The sequence below is a fragment of the Roseofilum sp. genome (genome assembly GCF_982964205.1).
This window is the reverse complement of sequence record NZ_CEZBFX010000049.1, coordinates 19,049-34,711: the sequence shown is the minus strand read 5'-3', so window position 1 is coordinate 34,711 and position 15,663 is coordinate 19,049. Positions and strand designations below refer to the sequence as shown.

14 protein-coding genes are annotated in these 15,663 nt (G+C 45.5%); 3 read left to right on the top strand and 11 right to left on the bottom strand.

The annotated features are described in order from the left end of the window. Positions 1 to 2,094: nSTAND1 domain-containing NTPase (locus AC3A14_RS13620; RefSeq protein WP_487779026.1), on the bottom strand; the 2,094-nt coding region annotated here is incomplete at its 3' end. A gap of 256 nt (positions 2,095 to 2,350) precedes the next feature. Here AC3A14_RS13620 and AC3A14_RS13615 point away from each other — a divergent pair. Beyond that, positions 2,351 to 2,674, top strand: a complete 324-nt coding sequence (locus AC3A14_RS13615; protein ID WP_318733474.1) for a GIY-YIG nuclease family protein — start codon at positions 2,351 to 2,353, stop codon at positions 2,672 to 2,674. 169 nt (positions 2,675 to 2,843) lie between these two features. Here the strand turns inward: AC3A14_RS13615 and AC3A14_RS13610 are convergent, their stop codons facing one another. The 3 genes from AC3A14_RS13610 to AC3A14_RS13600 all read right to left on the bottom strand — a co-directional run bounded on the left by AC3A14_RS13610 (position 2,844) and on the right by AC3A14_RS13600 (position 4,135). Next, positions 2,844 to 3,041, bottom strand: a complete 198-nt coding sequence (locus AC3A14_RS13610; protein ID WP_271936591.1) for a hypothetical protein — start codon at positions 3,039 to 3,041, stop codon at positions 2,844 to 2,846. 214 nt (positions 3,042 to 3,255) lie between these two features. Further along, positions 3,256 to 3,678, bottom strand: a complete 423-nt coding sequence (locus AC3A14_RS13605; RefSeq protein ID WP_318699150.1) for a tetratricopeptide repeat protein — start codon at positions 3,676 to 3,678, stop codon at positions 3,256 to 3,258. Positions 3,679 to 3,778: 100 nt separating this feature from the next. Further along, positions 3,779 to 4,135 carry a HesB/IscA family protein gene (locus tag AC3A14_RS13600; RefSeq protein WP_318719087.1) on the bottom strand — a complete coding sequence of 119 codons (357 nt, stop codon included), beginning with the start codon at positions 4,133 to 4,135 and terminating at the stop codon, positions 3,779 to 3,781. Positions 4,136 to 4,332: 197 nt separating this feature from the next. On the opposite strand from AC3A14_RS13600, the gene AC3A14_RS13595 reads away from it, so the two are divergent. Then, positions 4,333 to 5,964: a DUF6930 domain-containing protein gene (locus AC3A14_RS13595; protein WP_318733476.1), complete on the top strand. Its 1,632-nt coding sequence runs from the start codon at positions 4,333 to 4,335 to the stop codon at positions 5,962 to 5,964. Between the two features lie 29 nt (positions 5,965 to 5,993). Here the strand turns inward: AC3A14_RS13595 and AC3A14_RS13590 are convergent, their stop codons facing one another. The 3 genes from AC3A14_RS13590 to pruA all read right to left on the bottom strand — a co-directional run bounded on the left by AC3A14_RS13590 (position 5,994) and on the right by pruA (position 11,638). After that, positions 5,994 to 7,694 carry an AMP-binding protein gene (locus tag AC3A14_RS13590; protein ID WP_318733478.1) on the bottom strand — a complete coding sequence of 567 codons (1,701 nt, stop codon included), beginning with the start codon at positions 7,692 to 7,694 and terminating at the stop codon, positions 5,994 to 5,996. Positions 7,695 to 7,767: 73 nt separating this feature from the next. Further along, complete coding sequence (locus tag AC3A14_RS13585) at positions 7,768 to 8,307, bottom strand: EF-hand domain-containing protein (protein ID WP_318733480.1); 540 nt, start codon at positions 8,305 to 8,307, stop codon at positions 7,768 to 7,770. A 343-nt stretch (positions 8,308 to 8,650) separates the two neighbouring features. Continuing rightward, the gene (gene pruA / locus AC3A14_RS13580; RefSeq protein WP_318733482.1) at positions 8,651 to 11,638 is read right to left on the bottom strand and encodes an L-glutamate gamma-semialdehyde dehydrogenase; all 2,988 of its coding nucleotides are present in this window, start codon (positions 11,636 to 11,638) and stop codon (positions 8,651 to 8,653) included. Between the two features lie 194 nt (positions 11,639 to 11,832). On the opposite strand from pruA, the gene AC3A14_RS13575 reads away from it, so the two are divergent. Next, the gene (locus AC3A14_RS13575; protein WP_318733484.1) at positions 11,833 to 12,456 is read left to right on the top strand and encodes a type I restriction enzyme HsdR N-terminal domain-containing protein; all 624 of its coding nucleotides are present in this window, start codon (positions 11,833 to 11,835) and stop codon (positions 12,454 to 12,456) included. 263 nt (positions 12,457 to 12,719) lie between these two features. Here the strand turns inward: AC3A14_RS13575 and AC3A14_RS13570 are convergent, their stop codons facing one another. From AC3A14_RS13570 to hisG, 4 genes are all read right to left on the bottom strand, one after another. Next, on the bottom strand, positions 12,720 to 12,992 hold the full coding sequence (locus tag AC3A14_RS13570) for a putative toxin-antitoxin system toxin component, PIN family (protein WP_413039120.1): 273 nt from the start codon (positions 12,990 to 12,992) through the stop codon (positions 12,720 to 12,722). Further along, complete coding sequence (locus tag AC3A14_RS13565; RefSeq protein ID WP_318700525.1) at positions 12,989 to 13,216, bottom strand: hypothetical protein; 228 nt, start codon at positions 13,214 to 13,216, stop codon at positions 12,989 to 12,991. Before AC3A14_RS13565 ends, AC3A14_RS13570 begins: the two co-directional genes overlap by 4 nt. Positions 13,217 to 13,324: 108 nt before the next feature. Continuing rightward, positions 13,325 to 14,728 carry a BCD family MFS transporter gene (locus AC3A14_RS13560; protein WP_318733487.1) on the bottom strand — a complete coding sequence of 468 codons (1,404 nt, stop codon included), beginning with the start codon at positions 14,726 to 14,728 and terminating at the stop codon, positions 13,325 to 13,327. Between the two features lie 268 nt (positions 14,729 to 14,996). Next, entirely contained in the window at positions 14,997 to 15,644 is a 648-nt protein-coding gene (gene hisG / locus AC3A14_RS13555) for an ATP phosphoribosyltransferase (RefSeq protein WP_318700527.1), read from the bottom strand. Positions 15,645 to 15,663: the final 19 nt, after the last annotated feature.

Sequence of the window (15,663 nt, the reverse complement as noted above, 5' to 3'; positions counted from 1 at the left end):
AACGGCTTCGTCTGTTTTTTCTAGGTTTCCAGTAGCGTAGGCGATCGCACTCAAGGCATCGGCTTTGTAGAAAGAATCATCGAGAGTCTCGGCAGCAGCAAAGGCTTGTGTGAGTAGGGCGACGGCTTCGTCTGTTTTTTCTAGGTTTCCAGTAGCTTGGGCGATCGCCCTTAAGGCATCGGCTTTGGCTTCAGAATTATCGATCGCCTCAGCCAGTTGCAATGCTTGTCGAAAGTGCCCATTTGCTGCCAATGCCCCAGCCGCCATTGCTGTCTTACGATCGCTACCTCGGCTATACCAAACAATATCTCGCCGCATCTGCCAAAGTTGTCCGGCTTTCGTGTATTCCAATCCACTCCAAGTTCCCAGAGCCAATACCCCAGCTAAGATAACCACTGCCATCCAGCGATACAACCGTTGCCAGCTTTTACCAATCAGCTTCCCTTTGGCTCGTTGTTTCGCGCCCCAAATCAAATAAGCCTTCTGTCGCCGCAACAGAAATAACTCTCCAATATCGAATAAATAGCGAGGATGGCGACTGCTTCCCAACCATTCATTCACCCGCTTATCCAATAAGCGATTGGCTTTATCAGCTTCCGTGAGCTGTGTTCCCGACAGTTGCAACAAAGCCGGAATCGTGCGCTCGTGGGCCAACTCGTAGCCCTGACTTCCCTCTTGCTCCACCGGAGAAAGCAAGCGCACCTCGCCTCGCGCTAACCAAATCGTTGCGTTGTAAACTTCCCTCGGTTTTGCCGTATCTTTTAGTTTCTGCTGCAATTGGGCAATGGTTAGCACCTCGCCGCGCACTTGTCGCTCCATATCCGTCAGCGCTAACAAGACTTTCACCAAAATTTCCCGTTGGCGTGCCGTAGTTTTGCTGGCAATAACCTCCTCTAAATAGCGCCGCAACAAGCCCTCAATCCCGCCCAACTTCTGCAACGTTCGCTCGTTAAACCCCCGCAGCTCGGCAACGCTTTCCCGATTTAACATTGATGCCAAGATCTGCAAATCCACCGGAGAAATTAAGCCATTATCGCGGTTGCCCAACTCCTCCGCCATCAACCGCTCCACAAACAGACGGTCAAAAGCTAACTTTTCCGTTTCCGCAATCACCGATAGCACTCGTGCAGCTTCTTTCGGTTGAAAACAGCGCAACCGCGAGACCTCTAGGGGACTGGGCGCATAATTCAACCATTCCTCAATCTCATACAAGTGATAGGATAAGTCGGCGCGCACGCTAAACAGAATCTTAATCCCGTGCAAGTCTTCTCTGGCATACCAAACTTCCAGAACTTCCCGAAACGGTTTCCGTTCTGCGTCCGATTTCGCTTGCACGAAAAACTGCTCGAACTGGTCGAATAATAAAACCAGAGGAGTCTGGTTCTCTTGCATCACATGCTTGAGCAAGCCAATAAATGCGATCAGTTCTGGTGCAACAGGCGGCGATGCGGTTAATGACAGTTGCTTAACGATCGCTTTCTGGACAGCTTCCAAAGGATTTTGGTTACTGAAGCGCACGTATACCGCTCGCTTACCGCGCTCTTGCCACAACGGAACCAATCCCGCTTGCAGAAACGAGGTTTTGCCGCATCCCGACTCTCCCACCAAATGCCCAAACCGAAAGCTCTGGCTCTCCAATGCTTCGCAACATCGCTTTAAGTCCTGCTCGCGCTCCAACCGGCGAAAGATTTCCGCATCCTCTTTAGTAAACGGACGCAACCCTTTAATCGCCCGATGTTCCGCACCAGCTTCCTCGCTCTCTTGTTGCGGTAAACTGCGAGGCATCGTCACCACAGCAACTCCCACCGCAGCGATAGGAATAACACTGACAACGAACCAAAATGCATTGGTATACCAGTCCGGAAGGATCAAAATCTCTTGCAGTGCTGTAGCGGCAACCCCTTCCGGACGGCAAAAGGCGAGCAGTACCACCTCAGCTAACAGAAGCAGAGTAAACCAATTCCGGTTACGGATTAATTCTGCCACCCACCGCACAAATACAGCCAGTTCTTCCGTTCTTTTCTGGATAAGATTTTCGGGATTGGATGGTGGTGTCTTTGCTGGAGGATTTTCGGAAGGATGTTCCGCACTCATGAGTACAGGAGGAAAGTCACGGCCACCTCATTGTAATCGCCAATTCCGCCCAGATGGCCAAACAGAGTTCTCTGGAAACCTTGTTCGGTTAAATGTAAAATTTTATATCCAGATTCAACACTTCTGGATTTTATTACTTGTGCTTCTCTCTTCTATGGAGTGCAGCTATAACCCTGATATATTTGGACAGGCAAGTTCCCTGAGCGGAGTCGAAGGGAACTCATGAACTTTTAACTTTTATCCACTATCTAAATCTATGGCTTATGTATATATTCTGGAATGTTGTGATCATTCTTTCTACACAGGAAGTACCAACAACTTACCTCTGCGTCTTTGGGAACATGAAAATGGTTTAGGGGCAAACTATACCAGTAAGCGTTTACCTGTAAAACTTGTCTATGCCCAACATTATGACCGTGTGGATGATGCTTTTTATCGAGAAAAGCAAGTTCAGGGATGGAGTCGAGCTAAAAAAATGGCTTTGATCAATAGTGATTGGGATCGACTCCATATTTTAGCTGAGTGTCAAAATGATTCGCATTACCAGAATTTGGCGATCGAGAACGAAAGGGAGAGTTAGGATCGTACTCGATCGCTTCTGCTGCTGGTTTCCACTGCTGGTTTCGACTCCGCTCAACCAGCAGTGGAAATCAGCAGTTTTGAAACCACGAGAAACAAAAAAATAGACTGCACTCATTCAGCAGTACAGTCATCCTGACTATTCGATACTCACAAAACAGAGAATGAGCTTATTCTAATCCACCATTCGCATCGATGAGGGCTTGTAAATCATCGGGGTCAACATAATGACAAACGGCATCATCCAGACAAATAAGTGCCCATCCAGAATCAGCAATTCCCATCAGCTTATATTCAGCTTCTTGGACAAAGAACCCTTTGTGGTTACGGGTTTCGGGTTTAATGGCTACTTTACTATCAACTGGCATAATATCCTGACTCCTTTCTTAATTGACTTCATGTTAAAAAATATATGCCCTCAGACTGGTTTATATATTAACCTTATGTCTGAGTTCATCAAATCTTATCATTAGAAATCGGGAAATTGGGTTAAATTCTGTATATAATCATGAAGTTTTATACGATTATTCAATCAGAATAATTACCTAATCATTGCCGTTGATAAATCCCACAAGCCTTGATTTAACTCAAAAATAGCCAATCATATATTCTCTGGAGGTTTTGCCAGTCGGGTTTTCTACTTAATCCTTCTTTACAATTCTCTTCAATTTCCTGGCGATATTCCGAGACTGCCATAATCAAACGCTGGGCTATATCAATATGTTCGCGGACTCCACTTTTATTCGTTTCCAGCATCGCGGCTGCCATATTTACCCTCGCTTGGGGGTCTTCAGGATTGAGTTTAACCGCTTTTTGAGCTGCTTTATAAGCCGATTTGGGTTTATCTTCGAGTAAGTATAACCAAGCCAAACAAGTCCAGGCGGTACTTTGTTTGGGGGAGCGATCGCAAATATCCTTAAATAAGGGAATCAACGTGGCGGGACTTTCTCCCTTTTTGTAGCGTTCAATCCCTTCATTAAACAAGTCTTCTGCTGTCTGAGTCATAACCGGCTTAGGTGCAAAACATTAATTGGGTCAAATTCAGGCTTAACTGCACCTGAATTTGACCAACCACACAGTTTAACAGAAAATGGGCACTTAAACTCTAGGCAGAAAAAGAGCTACCACAACCACAGGATTGAGTGGCATTGGGATTGGTAAACTGAAACCCGCCCCCAATCAGAGCATTACTGTAATCGAGAACCAATCCATAGAGATAGAGCATACTCTTGGGATCGCAAATCACCTTAAAGCCATCATAATCAAAGACCTCATCATTGTCTTTAATCCGATCGACGGTTTCAAAATCCATCGTATAAGACAGACCGGAGCATCCCCCTTGGCGAACCCCCACACGCAAGCAGAGATCGTTGCCTTGCTTTTCTCGTAAAGATTGCACCTGCTCGAGAGCAGCATCGGTCATCATGATGCCGCGTTTAGAACTCTCCATAGTTTGGGTCATAGCTGTATACCTGAACTCCTGATGTCAACTTAATCCTTAACTTAATCCTTATTGTATCGAGTCAACTCCCCTTGCAGCAGAGAAAGCTACACTGGTAATCATAAACTTAATGGCCAGGAGCCACGCGATCGCGATTAAAATCAGGATCTAGAGTCCATGTAGACCCTGGAACTGATACTATTGCTAGACACAATCCTATGATCACCCTAACCCCCTCCACCTGTCGCCGTCTTCAACAGCTACCTCAACCAGGAGAGAGTATTTGGGAAGCAGACCGAAGAATCATACCGATCTCCCTAAAGGAAGGATTTCAGCCTGAATGTATTTTATGGGTAGATGGCTCAGAAGGGGTGGTGCGATCGATGGAAATGGTGAATCCTCAAACTGGCCCGGAGGCCCTTGTCCGAGCGCTCCTCAAGGCAATGGAAGCGCCGCCTGCTCCAAGTCAACCAAGTCGGCCCAAAAAAATTGTAGTGTGCGATCGCGAAATTCAATTTTATCTGCGAGGGGTATTACAAGACCTAGACATTGATATTGAATATCGGCCCCAGTTACCCCTCATCGAGCATCTCTTTCAACAAATGGCCGAAGAAGTAATCCAACAAACTCCTCATGTTGCGCCCAAATATCTCACATTCCTATCTAAAAGTGCTGAAAAAATTTGGCAAGTTCAACCGTGGCAAAATCTAGCTGAACATCAAATTATTTCCGTGCAATTAAATCAATGGGACATTGAGAAATTTTATGTCTCTATTCTAGGAATGCTCGGTGAAGAATATGGAATTTTGCTCTACCGTTCCCTAGACTCTCTCAAACAATTTCGTCAAGCCTTGCTCGACCATACCACCATGGAAGATATTGAAAGTGCCCTCTTCCATCAGGACTGTTTTTTTCTGACCTTCGAGCTAAAACCCGATTCTCCTTTAAGCGATCTAGCTGAAGAAGAATGTATCCTTGAGCTGCTCCCTTGGTCAGAAATTGAAGCCTCTTTCGGCGTAATTCATCCCCTCGAAGGCTTACGCACTACCTTATACGATCGAGAACCAGTAGCCATGATGGTAGCGTTAGAAGCGTTACATCGATTTTTCAAATCCACTCGTAACTCTCTCGATACAGAGTCCTTTGAAAGCCTTAGCCAACGCTACCGTATTTCTTTGCCCAAAACGGCTGAAGAATCAAAATCTTCCCTTTTGGTTAAAGTAGAAACCCTGCCAGAAGTTTCCCTAGAACTTGATGCCATGATGAATGATTTAGAAGAAGATGAAGAAGAGGAGGAAGATCTCGATGGCCCCTTTCTCCACTATGATTTGATTCCTGACAATGCCCTCTGTCGCCTCGATATTCTCAGTTGGGCAACTTGGGAACAGATTCGCGAACAGGTTCAATTTTACCCGACTGCACCAGACCATATCCGAGGAGTTGGAGCTGGATTACCGGTGGCGATCGTTCAAACCAGTAAACGGAATGCCAAGACCTTAATCCGAGATTTAGAAGCTTTTGATGGATTGGAGGGAATTGGATTTCATGTGGGAGAAGATCCCTATACAGAAACAACATTTGATCTGGGAATTATTCAAACCGGAGATGGAGACTTATACTTGTTTGATGAATTTGAAGTCACTTCTACATACCAGAAAAATCGGCAAAACTGGGACGATCAGTGTCGTAAAACTCAAGGCTATTGTGCTTTACTAATTGCCATGGGAATGAGGGGAGAATCCCGTGGTAATCCTAAGCCTAAAGATATGTTAGCCTTGTTTGAGGCAAAATTTTTGTCGATTGAGGATTTGAAATTGGGAATTTTGCAAAAAACTCGATTTTCCTTCTAGAAATCGCTTCAGCAATTAACCATTAAAAATTAGGGGTTGAAGCCATATTTGAGTCCCGTTTCAAATCTTTTCTTGAGTTCTTGACGCTGAATTTTGCCGATCGCTGTTTTGGGAATTGTCTCTTTGGCCACCGGAATCAGATAATCTGGAGTCAAGCCAATCTTTTGTTCAATTTTTTCCCTAATGGCTGTCAGCAGTGTCTTTAAAAATCGATCGTCATTGTCAATAGGACTAAAAAATACCGCCAATTTATCGGTATTGCTGCCCTTTTCCCTCACTGCACAGGCAGCCGTATAAGAGATTTCGACTCCTTGGACTTCTTCGACGACGGCTTCAATATCGTGGCTATAGTAGTTTTCAGCGTAAATAATAATGACATCTTTCTGTCGCCCGGTAATCGTTAGATTTCCATCCTTAAGAAACCCCAAATCTCCCGTATTGAACCATCCATCCTCAGTGAAAGACGTTTGGTTAGCTTCCTGATTCTGATAATAGCCAGAAGTCAGGGTTAACCCATTGACCTGCAATGCGCCAATTTCTCCCTCCTCAACAACCTGGTTTTGGTTGTTGACAATTCGCAGATCGACTCCAGGAATGGGCGCTCCTACCTCCACAAACGAGTCATCATCTGTAGTTGAACAGAGGGAAAAGCGATCGCTAAACGTTACACCAGAAGAAACTTCCGCCATTCCCCAAGAAGGACGCATTGCTGTCGGAGCGAGTCCGTGAGGAGTCAATAGCTGCAAGAAGCGCCGCGCTGTTTTGGCTACAATGGCTTCAGCTCCATTCAAGAAACATTTCATGGAAGATAAATTCCATTGCCGTTGTGCGATGTCGTTAGCGCGATCGTTAATTAAGCTATAGGCAAAATTAGGGCCAAAAGTAATGTTAACTTTAAAGCGATCGATAGAGTCCAACCATACAAGCGGTTCTTGTAGAAATAATGGTAATGGAAGATGAATTTGCTGACATCCTAAATAAACATCCCGAATGTGGAAATATATCAGCCCTGCAACATGATCGATAGGAACCCAGTTCAAGGTAATATCGTTTCGGGTAAAACCATTCATTTGCACTGAACCCATCGTTTGACTCAATAGATTTCGGTGATTTAGAACAACCCCTTTGGGTATTCCTGTGCTACCAGAGGTAAGCATAAGAACTGCAACATTCTCTGGTTTGCTCTGATACCAGTTGCTGTCTGGTTCATACTCATAAAATTCCTCAACTGTTTGTACCTGAAGCCTTCCTATCTCCGCCAACTCAGGTATATTCTGAATCTCAGCCGCAAAACTAGCATCTGTCAGCAATAATGGTTGTTCCAAAATCTGCAATGTATGGCAAAGTTTCCGAGTAGTTGTGCCAGTTTGTTGTGCTATATTGTTAATATTAACGGGCTTGCTGATAGGAACAGGGACAAAGCCACCAAGTATGCACCCCCAGAAAGCAGCAATGGAGTCTCGATAAGACTCTATTTGAAGAGCTACTTTATCTTGAGGTTGCAATCCTAGTTTTCTGAGACCGGATAAAATACGTTGCGCTTCTAAACATAAGTCTTGGTAGGATTGAAATTTATACGAGCCATCTGGCTGTAGATAAACTATTCTTTGCTCTGTATTTGCTGCTGCTTGTAAAATTTCTCCCAGTATCTTTGGACTGCCCTCTGACAGATTGAGAGACTCTCCATAGACGAGGGAAGGTTTAGAAGGGATATCACTCAAATTCATCATAAAATTGAGATCGTATAACCAGCAATAGATTTGCTATTACTGGTTATTGATGACTGATTATGCATGTACCGTATTAGAAGGTTCCCAAAAAAAACCTGGATGGATCTTCGGGATCTTCTGAAGATCCATAATCACTACGCATTTTGGCATATTCATCTCGTGATATAGAACCATCTTTGTTTATATCAAGAATTTCAAAAGCATGTTTAATGTTATCTTCGTTAGTTTCTCCAAGAGCCTTCAAAAATGCCTCATATTCTTTGAAGCTAATCGTGCCATCTCCATCTACATCTAAGCAATCAAACATCAGTTTGTTTACTTCTTTGGTTTTGGCGATTTGACTAGAATCCATTTTGTTACGAGCTTCCAAAAATTCAACCAGACTTACTTTTCCATCTCCATCTTGGTCAGCAGTAGCTAAATAATTATCCCAAGCCTTGGCATAGGTCTCCATAATTTGCTGATATTTCTGATCGCCTTCTTTCAAACCACAAGAATCAGCGATTTTTTGACCCACTAGAAGTAAGTCTTCTTTCTCCAACAGTCCATTTTTTGATTGATCGTATTTATAAAATGCCAAAGCAAGTTTTCGTTGTATAAATGGCGACAACATGACTCAATTACTCCTATTAATTGGGGTTGTTGGTTGGAATTTTATGGTCAAAACAAACGATATTGATTTTTGTTAATATAAATTAACATTACAAAGATATTATGATTCAGTATTTATAAGGTCATCAATATAATAGGACTTACACAACGAATCCATATAAGCGAAGCGCTGTATTGGTGAAACTCTTACAGAGCTAATTCTGATTTCGGGAGTTTCTTTTGTTGGAGAATACCAAGATCGAATTGAATACTTGCCTTTGAGTGAATAAAAAGATCAAGACAGAAACTGGGTTTCTTTCCACCTCTGGCAGATCGGAAACCCGGTTTCTTGTCCCTAACTCAACCTACTCGTTTCCTTCGATGGGGGCGAACCCTTGACGTTGCACGTTTTCCGTAATTGCGCGGGGTTCTAAGAACTGGATGAGGTAATCCGGCCCACCCGCTTTAGAACCGACTCCGGAGAGCTTGAAGCCGCCAAAGGGTTGCCGGGAAACGATCGCCCCGGTCGTATTGCGGTTAATATACAAGTTGCCCACTTCAAACTCGGCCATGGCTTGGTCAATATGGCTTGGCGTACGGGAATAGAGACCTCCCGTAAGGGCAAAATTGGTATTATTGGCAATGTCTAGAGCGTCCTGGAAGGTTTTAGCCTTAATCACCGCAACTACGGGGCCAAAAATCTCTTCCTGGGCAATTCTAGCCGTCGGGGACACATCCTGGAAGATCGTGGGGCCGACATAATAGCCCTCTTTGGCATTGGAAACATTGGGCGCGAGCATTTCTAGGGCAACTTTGGCTTCTTGTTTGCCAATGGCAATATATTCCTGAATCCGCTTCATCAAGGTTTCATCGACTACGGGGCCCACCTTCGTACCCGGATAGTGGGCTGGCCCTACATTCAAGGATTTGGTCGCTTCTACAAACCGCTCTAAGAAGGTATCATACACCGGTTCCAGAACGATCGCCCGCGAACAAGCCGAACATTTTTGACCGCTATAGCCAAAGGCAGAATCCACTACCCCTTGCACGGCTTGGTCTAAATCACAACTCTCATCGACAATAACGGCATTCTTACCGCCCATCTCGGCAATCACACGCTTCATGTGTTTTTGTCCCGGTTGCAGAAGGGCAGCATCGGCATAGATTTGACAGCCGACTTCCTGGGAACCGGTAAAGGCAATCATATGCACATCCTTGTGTTTGACCAAATGTGCCCCAACCGTTGAGCCTTTGGCAGGTAAAAATTGAAATACTCCTTTGGGAATTCCGGCTTCAATTAGAGCTTCCATCAGTTGGGCGGCGATCGCGCTACTCACCTCCGCAGGCTTGAGAATCACGCAGTTACCCGTTACCAGCGCTGCTACTGTCATCCCTGTGGTAATGGCGATCGGGAAATTCCAGGGGGAAATCACTAGGGCGATGCCTCGCGGTTGATACGTCAGGCGGTTATTTTCCCCAGCAATATCATAATTATGGCCGCGATCGAGCCGTTCCATTTCATCAGCATAATAGCGACAAAAATCGATCGCCTCGGAAACCTCTGCATCCACCTGTTGCAGCGCTTTTCCCACTTCCAGCATCACCCAAACCGACAGTTCTGCGCGGCGCTCTTCCATCAGATCGGCTGCTTTTCGCAGAATTCGCGCCCGTTCTGCTGCGGGAGTCGCTTTCCAACCGGGAAACGCTGCTTTAGCGGCATTAAGTGCTGCTTCGGCTTGTTCCACGGAAGCCAAACCAATTTTGGCCACTAACTCCGTGGGGTCAGAGGGATTGACAGAATTAACACTCTCTGCTGTTTGGACAAACTCGCCATTAATATAAGGCAGAATGGTTTTTCCGAGCTGCGGACGTACCGTGTTTAAAGCGGCTTGTGCCCGTTCCCGGTTAGCAACTTGGGCGTAGTCCGTATCTGCCGCATTCTTAAACACTGTGGTTTTCTGGGGTCGAGATCCCGTAGTTTGAACCACTGGAGGCGCGATTAATTCTTCAATGGGGCGGTCTTCTTGACTTTGCCGTAAGAAGGAACTGTTTGCGGTATTTTCCAGTAAGCGGCGAATCAAATACGCCATACCGGGGAGGAGACTGCCGTAGGGAGCATACATCCGCACTCGCAACCCTCGGTTAACCATTGCTTTAGCGAGGCGATCGCCCATTCCATACAGCACTTGGTATTCAATGCGACGGCGAGGAATGTTCAGGGTTTCGGCAATGGCGATCGCCCTAGCTTGCGATCGCACATTATGGGAACCAATGGCAGCGTTGAGAACTTCATGGTTTTCCAACAGCAGGCGCGTGAGCAATTCAAAGTTAGCATCGGTAGCAACTTTATCATCAAACACGGGTTGCGGCCAGTTATGTTGCACCGCTTGAATGGTTTCCTGATCCCAATATGCCCCTTTCACCAAGCGAATGGTAATCGGATTTCCGCGCTCTTTTGCCCAAGCAATTAAGCCATTTAAGTCAGCTTCTGACTCGCGCAAATAGGCTTGCAGCGTTACCCCAATATCAGTACGGGTTTTAAATTCCTCTTCGAGTAACAGTTCCTTAAGAATCGCCAGGGTAATATCTTTATAGACATACTGCTCCATATCGAAATGGATAGCAGCCTCCTTTTCTTGGGCATGGCGCAGGAGGGTGCGAATACGCTCCATAACCCGTTGCTTAGACCCCTCAGCATCCAAGGGATCGAACTGAGAATAAAACGCTGTCAGCTTCACGGAAACTTGCACCTTGGGCAAGGGTTCCCCATCTGCTGCATCAATTTCGGGGATTGTTTTCCAGCGTGCCGCAGCTTCCGTGAGGCGATCGATCAGATCGATATAGCCTTGCAGATAGGCTTTGGCTTCCGTTTCCGTAATCACCGCTTCCCCCAGTAAATCTAGGGTAAATGCCATCTTCTCTTTGCGAAGATTTTCTACAGTTTTCAGCACCTGCCCCGCAGTTTCCCCAGCAATGTATTTCCGCGCCAAGGTTTCTACCGCAGTCGATACAGTTGTTGCTGCCACTTGTCCCGGCATCGAATCAGCATTGGTAAAATTAAGAATCCCCTTCAATGCGCCAGGTAATTCGACCGCCTCAGTTGTCATATATTCCTGCAAATGCCGCGCCACTTCTGCCTTAGAGCGCAATGCAGGTAAACAATCAATAAACCGGAACAATTGCACCCGCAGCCCTGGGTTACTCATGGCCCAGTCTAGAAGCTTATCATCCCAGCGCATTTGGTCTCGCATCTGGGCAAAGATGGAGCGTTTTTCCCCTTGCGCTGCGAGAAGTTGTTTGGCGATCGCCTGGGTTTGGCTCTCATACGTTGGATTTTCGACTTGTGCTACCACGGATTTTCCCCCCTCCATATAAATGGGTTGATATACATCGAGGTTTTATCTTGATTTTTTGTGTATTTTTCCAATATATCTCGAAAATACGGTATTATAATAGTTTTGTTTAAACTCCAAAATATTAGTTCTCGTAATACGATTTGGCGTGTCATCACTGAGTAAGTCAAATGACTCATTATTCATGACTGATTATGGCTCAAACTCTTTCTGCACAAAACATTACCCTGGGAAATCTCAAACAAACCTTGGGACTGCAAGTCGCTAAAGATAGCGAATTTTTTACCGAATGGTCAGAACCCCTTCCTTCTTTAACGGAGATTGAACAACAAACGCTCGATCGCGTGAAAGCCAATTTTCAAGACTTGATGGACGACCCCCCGTTACTGGAAAACACCGTTAAAATGGTCATCCTCGCTCCCTTGCTCGATTGTGCTGGATTTTACCGTCGTCCTTTTCGCATCGAAACAGAAACCAGCATCGAAATTGAGCTAGAAGACGAAGGAAGGATCGTTCGAGGCAGAATCGATATCCTCGTCGTTAAAAACCGATTGTGGCTCGTTGTAATTGAATCCAAACGCAGTGATTTTGCCGTTACCCGTGCCATTCCTCAAACCTTAAGCTATCTGTTAGGCAACCCGGAACTGCAACACCCCACATTTGGCATGATTACCAATGGCAATGAATTTCTCTTTCTCAAAGCCTCTCATACTCCCACAGTCCAATACAGAACATCTAGACTGTTCTCCTTAATTAATCCCGACAATGAACTGTATGAAGTTCTAGCCATTCTGAAGCGTTTAAGCCAAGTTTTTTAGCTGTAGGTGTAGGCAAGCATCTTGGTGAAAACCTCAATTTCTACACTACACCTTGCCCACCCTACGCTCTTAAGCTTGTCGAGCCAATACAATCACAATACAATTCAGAGCAGCTCTAAGATACAGCGCAAAGCGCTGTAACGGAATACAGTCTCATTGAGATCAGTCATTGCGAATGGAACGAAGTGGAATGAAGCAATCGCAAAATCCCCCAATCTTGGCGATTGCTTCCCTGCGGTCGCAATGACAACTCACATCTATGATCAACAATGCACCTCATAGCAGCGCGTAGCTCTGTATGGGTACATTTTTCGGCCCCTCATCGCCATCATCTCCAAAAAATCTCTAGGAGTAACAATTATTTCTTGATATTCAATCTGAGCTTTTAAGGATAATAAATCTCGATCTCCAGTAATCAGAAATACGGTGCTAGAATCAATCGCTAATTCTAAAAATTTATTGTCATCGACATCTCGACAAATTTCAACTTGAGATTCCACCTTGACAAAGTGACTATGGGATTTGACAACTCTCAAGAAATCTTCTCGTCCTTCAGTTGTTGAACTAAAATGACTATTTGTTCAAACGTTAAAGGGAGTTGATAGGTATTCGATGTCATGACCATCTCTTCGTCAAATATGGAACCGCGTATGGGCTGAACATGGGCACGTAGATGCTCATCTACCATGCCTTCGACTTTAGCATAACCAGGAATAACCTTGGCAAAGCTATTGACATCCGACCAAAACTTATTGGGCATTTTTGAGAGTTTCCTAACCTGAAACGGGACTTGAGCGTTGCAAGACTAGCGTATTCAATCCAACAATTGCTATGGTTAATACAACTTACAATGATGTTTTGAGCGCTACTATCCGTCTAAATCTCCTTCCATGACTAGAGCGATCGCCTCCTTTGTATTTTCCTGGAACTCGCGAATATTCACCCGATTCAAGAGCCAGGTGGCGGAAATCAAGCCCCCTGCCTGCACTACAAACACCAAACCGTAGGACAAGACTGGCTCAGAAAACAGGACTTTTCCTAGATCTAGCACGGCTCCTCCTAACACAGTTGCGCCTCCTCGTGCCATTGCCTGGGCTAACCCCCAAGCGCCAATAAACGTTCCGGCAGTTTCCGCAGCAGTTAAATCGAGCATTAAACCGACTGCTCCGGCTGTTAAGACTCCAGAGCTTAAGCCAAATAGAAATAGGCTCAACATTAGGGCTTGAGGATTGCCAGTAAACCCAGAAAATAAGAGGAATCCCGAACAAAATGCTGTTGCCACACAGCCGCTAAAACAGGTGCGTTGTTTGCCTAAGTGAGGGGTAATTAAAAAACCGGTTGAAGCAATACCAATCAAAGTTCCCATACCAAAAAAGGCATTGAGTCGAGCGGTTTCTGAGATGGGCATCTGGAAGACTTCCCCGCCGTAGGGTTCCAAGACGGGATCTTGCATAAACAAGCTAATGCTCATGAACAGGAGAAAGGTGAAGAAAATCCCGGTTTGGCGACTGGCAGTCAGGATTTTTAAGGCATTGCCCAAGGTAATTTGATCTTCTCGGTTCGCGGCGCTGGAGCGATCGCCATAAAGCGAGTATTTTTTCTCGATTCCTATCGTTCCGACAACGGTCAGAAAGCACACCAAAGCTGGCACAATAATAAACAGACGATTAATCGATGCTTGCAGGTCTTCCGGAGGAGCATCTAAGCCTAACTGTTTTAATAAACTACTACTAATGATCGCCCCAACGACAATCCCCACCATTAACATAGACCAGACAATACTGACTAATTTCGATCGATTCCGGTCATCAGAAACATCAAATAAGAGTGCCGCAAACGGCGTAGAACTGGCACTTAAGGCTAATCCATAGAAAACAAAGACGAGCGCCAACAAAGCCGCCCAGGTATAGGTAGGGAGAGTCCATCCCAGGGTAGCGGCACTATTGCCCAGTTGCCAAACCACTTGCAGGGCAATAAATGAAGTCGTGGTAAACAGTAGAGTGCCCATCCAAACATAGCCCGTGCGATGGTAACCGGCGATCGGTTTCGCATCCGAAAGTTGGCCAAACCAGATGCGTGCAGGAGAAACAAACTGATGGGCGGCGATCGCCCCTGATGCAATCAAAGCGGGCACTTTCAGCTCATCAATCATCACCCGATTAATCACACCCAACGTGAGCAGGGACATAATCCCTAAACCCATTTGAAAGAGTCCCAAGCGGAACATGGTCAATAGATTAATTTGGGATTTGGACTCACCTGTTGCCATCATACGGGTTGACCTTTTAAACCTTAAGACTTTCAATCGGGCACAAATATATGAGAAGCTATGCCAATGAGCGCCAATGGACACTTAGACTAGTTCTCCTATGCTTAGGATACAGAATTTCGGCACTGTGCGATGCCTTTTGTTCTCCAGACGATTCCCTCTGATCAGCAATTGACTGGGGAGTTGATGTGGGGGCAAGTTCTGCAACCCATCAGCAGATCAAGCCATCACCTTTATCAACCCGCACCCCGAATCGCTTAATTAGAATCGTTTAATTATAAGTATTCATTGCCGTACCCCGTAATTGGGTCATCCAACGATCGATATCTTCTACATTCAGGCGATAACTAAGGGGATGGGCAATTAGATAAGCCGTACTATCAAATAACTTCTTAATTTCCACTAACCCGTTTTCCTTTAAAGTTTTGCCCGTAGAGACTAAATCGACGATTGCCTCTGACATATCAGTAATCGGGCCCAGTTCTACTGAACCATATAACGGGATGATCTCTACAGGTAAGTCTAAGCCATGGAAATATTCCTTGGCACAATTAACCGATTTAGACGCAACTCGGCAATGGGCAGGTAAATCGAGTACATCTTGATAGGGACTCGACTGTTTCACTGCCACAGACATGCGGCAATAGCCAAAACCGAGATCGGCAAGTTGGGCAACGGCTGATTTCTTTTCGCGCAGCACATCATAGCCCACAATGCCCAATTGGGCTTGCCCATATTCGACATAAACAGGCACATCTTGGGCACGAACCAATAGCCCTTTCATCGTTCCCGTCGGATCGACAATTTGCAGTTGACGGTTACTGGAGTCCAGAAAGGCACTAAAATCGAGGCCCACTTGCTGGAGCAGTTGAATCGTTTCTTTGAGTAATGCCCCTTTGGGGATGGCAACGGTAAGCATGGTTGGGTTTGGGGGAGTG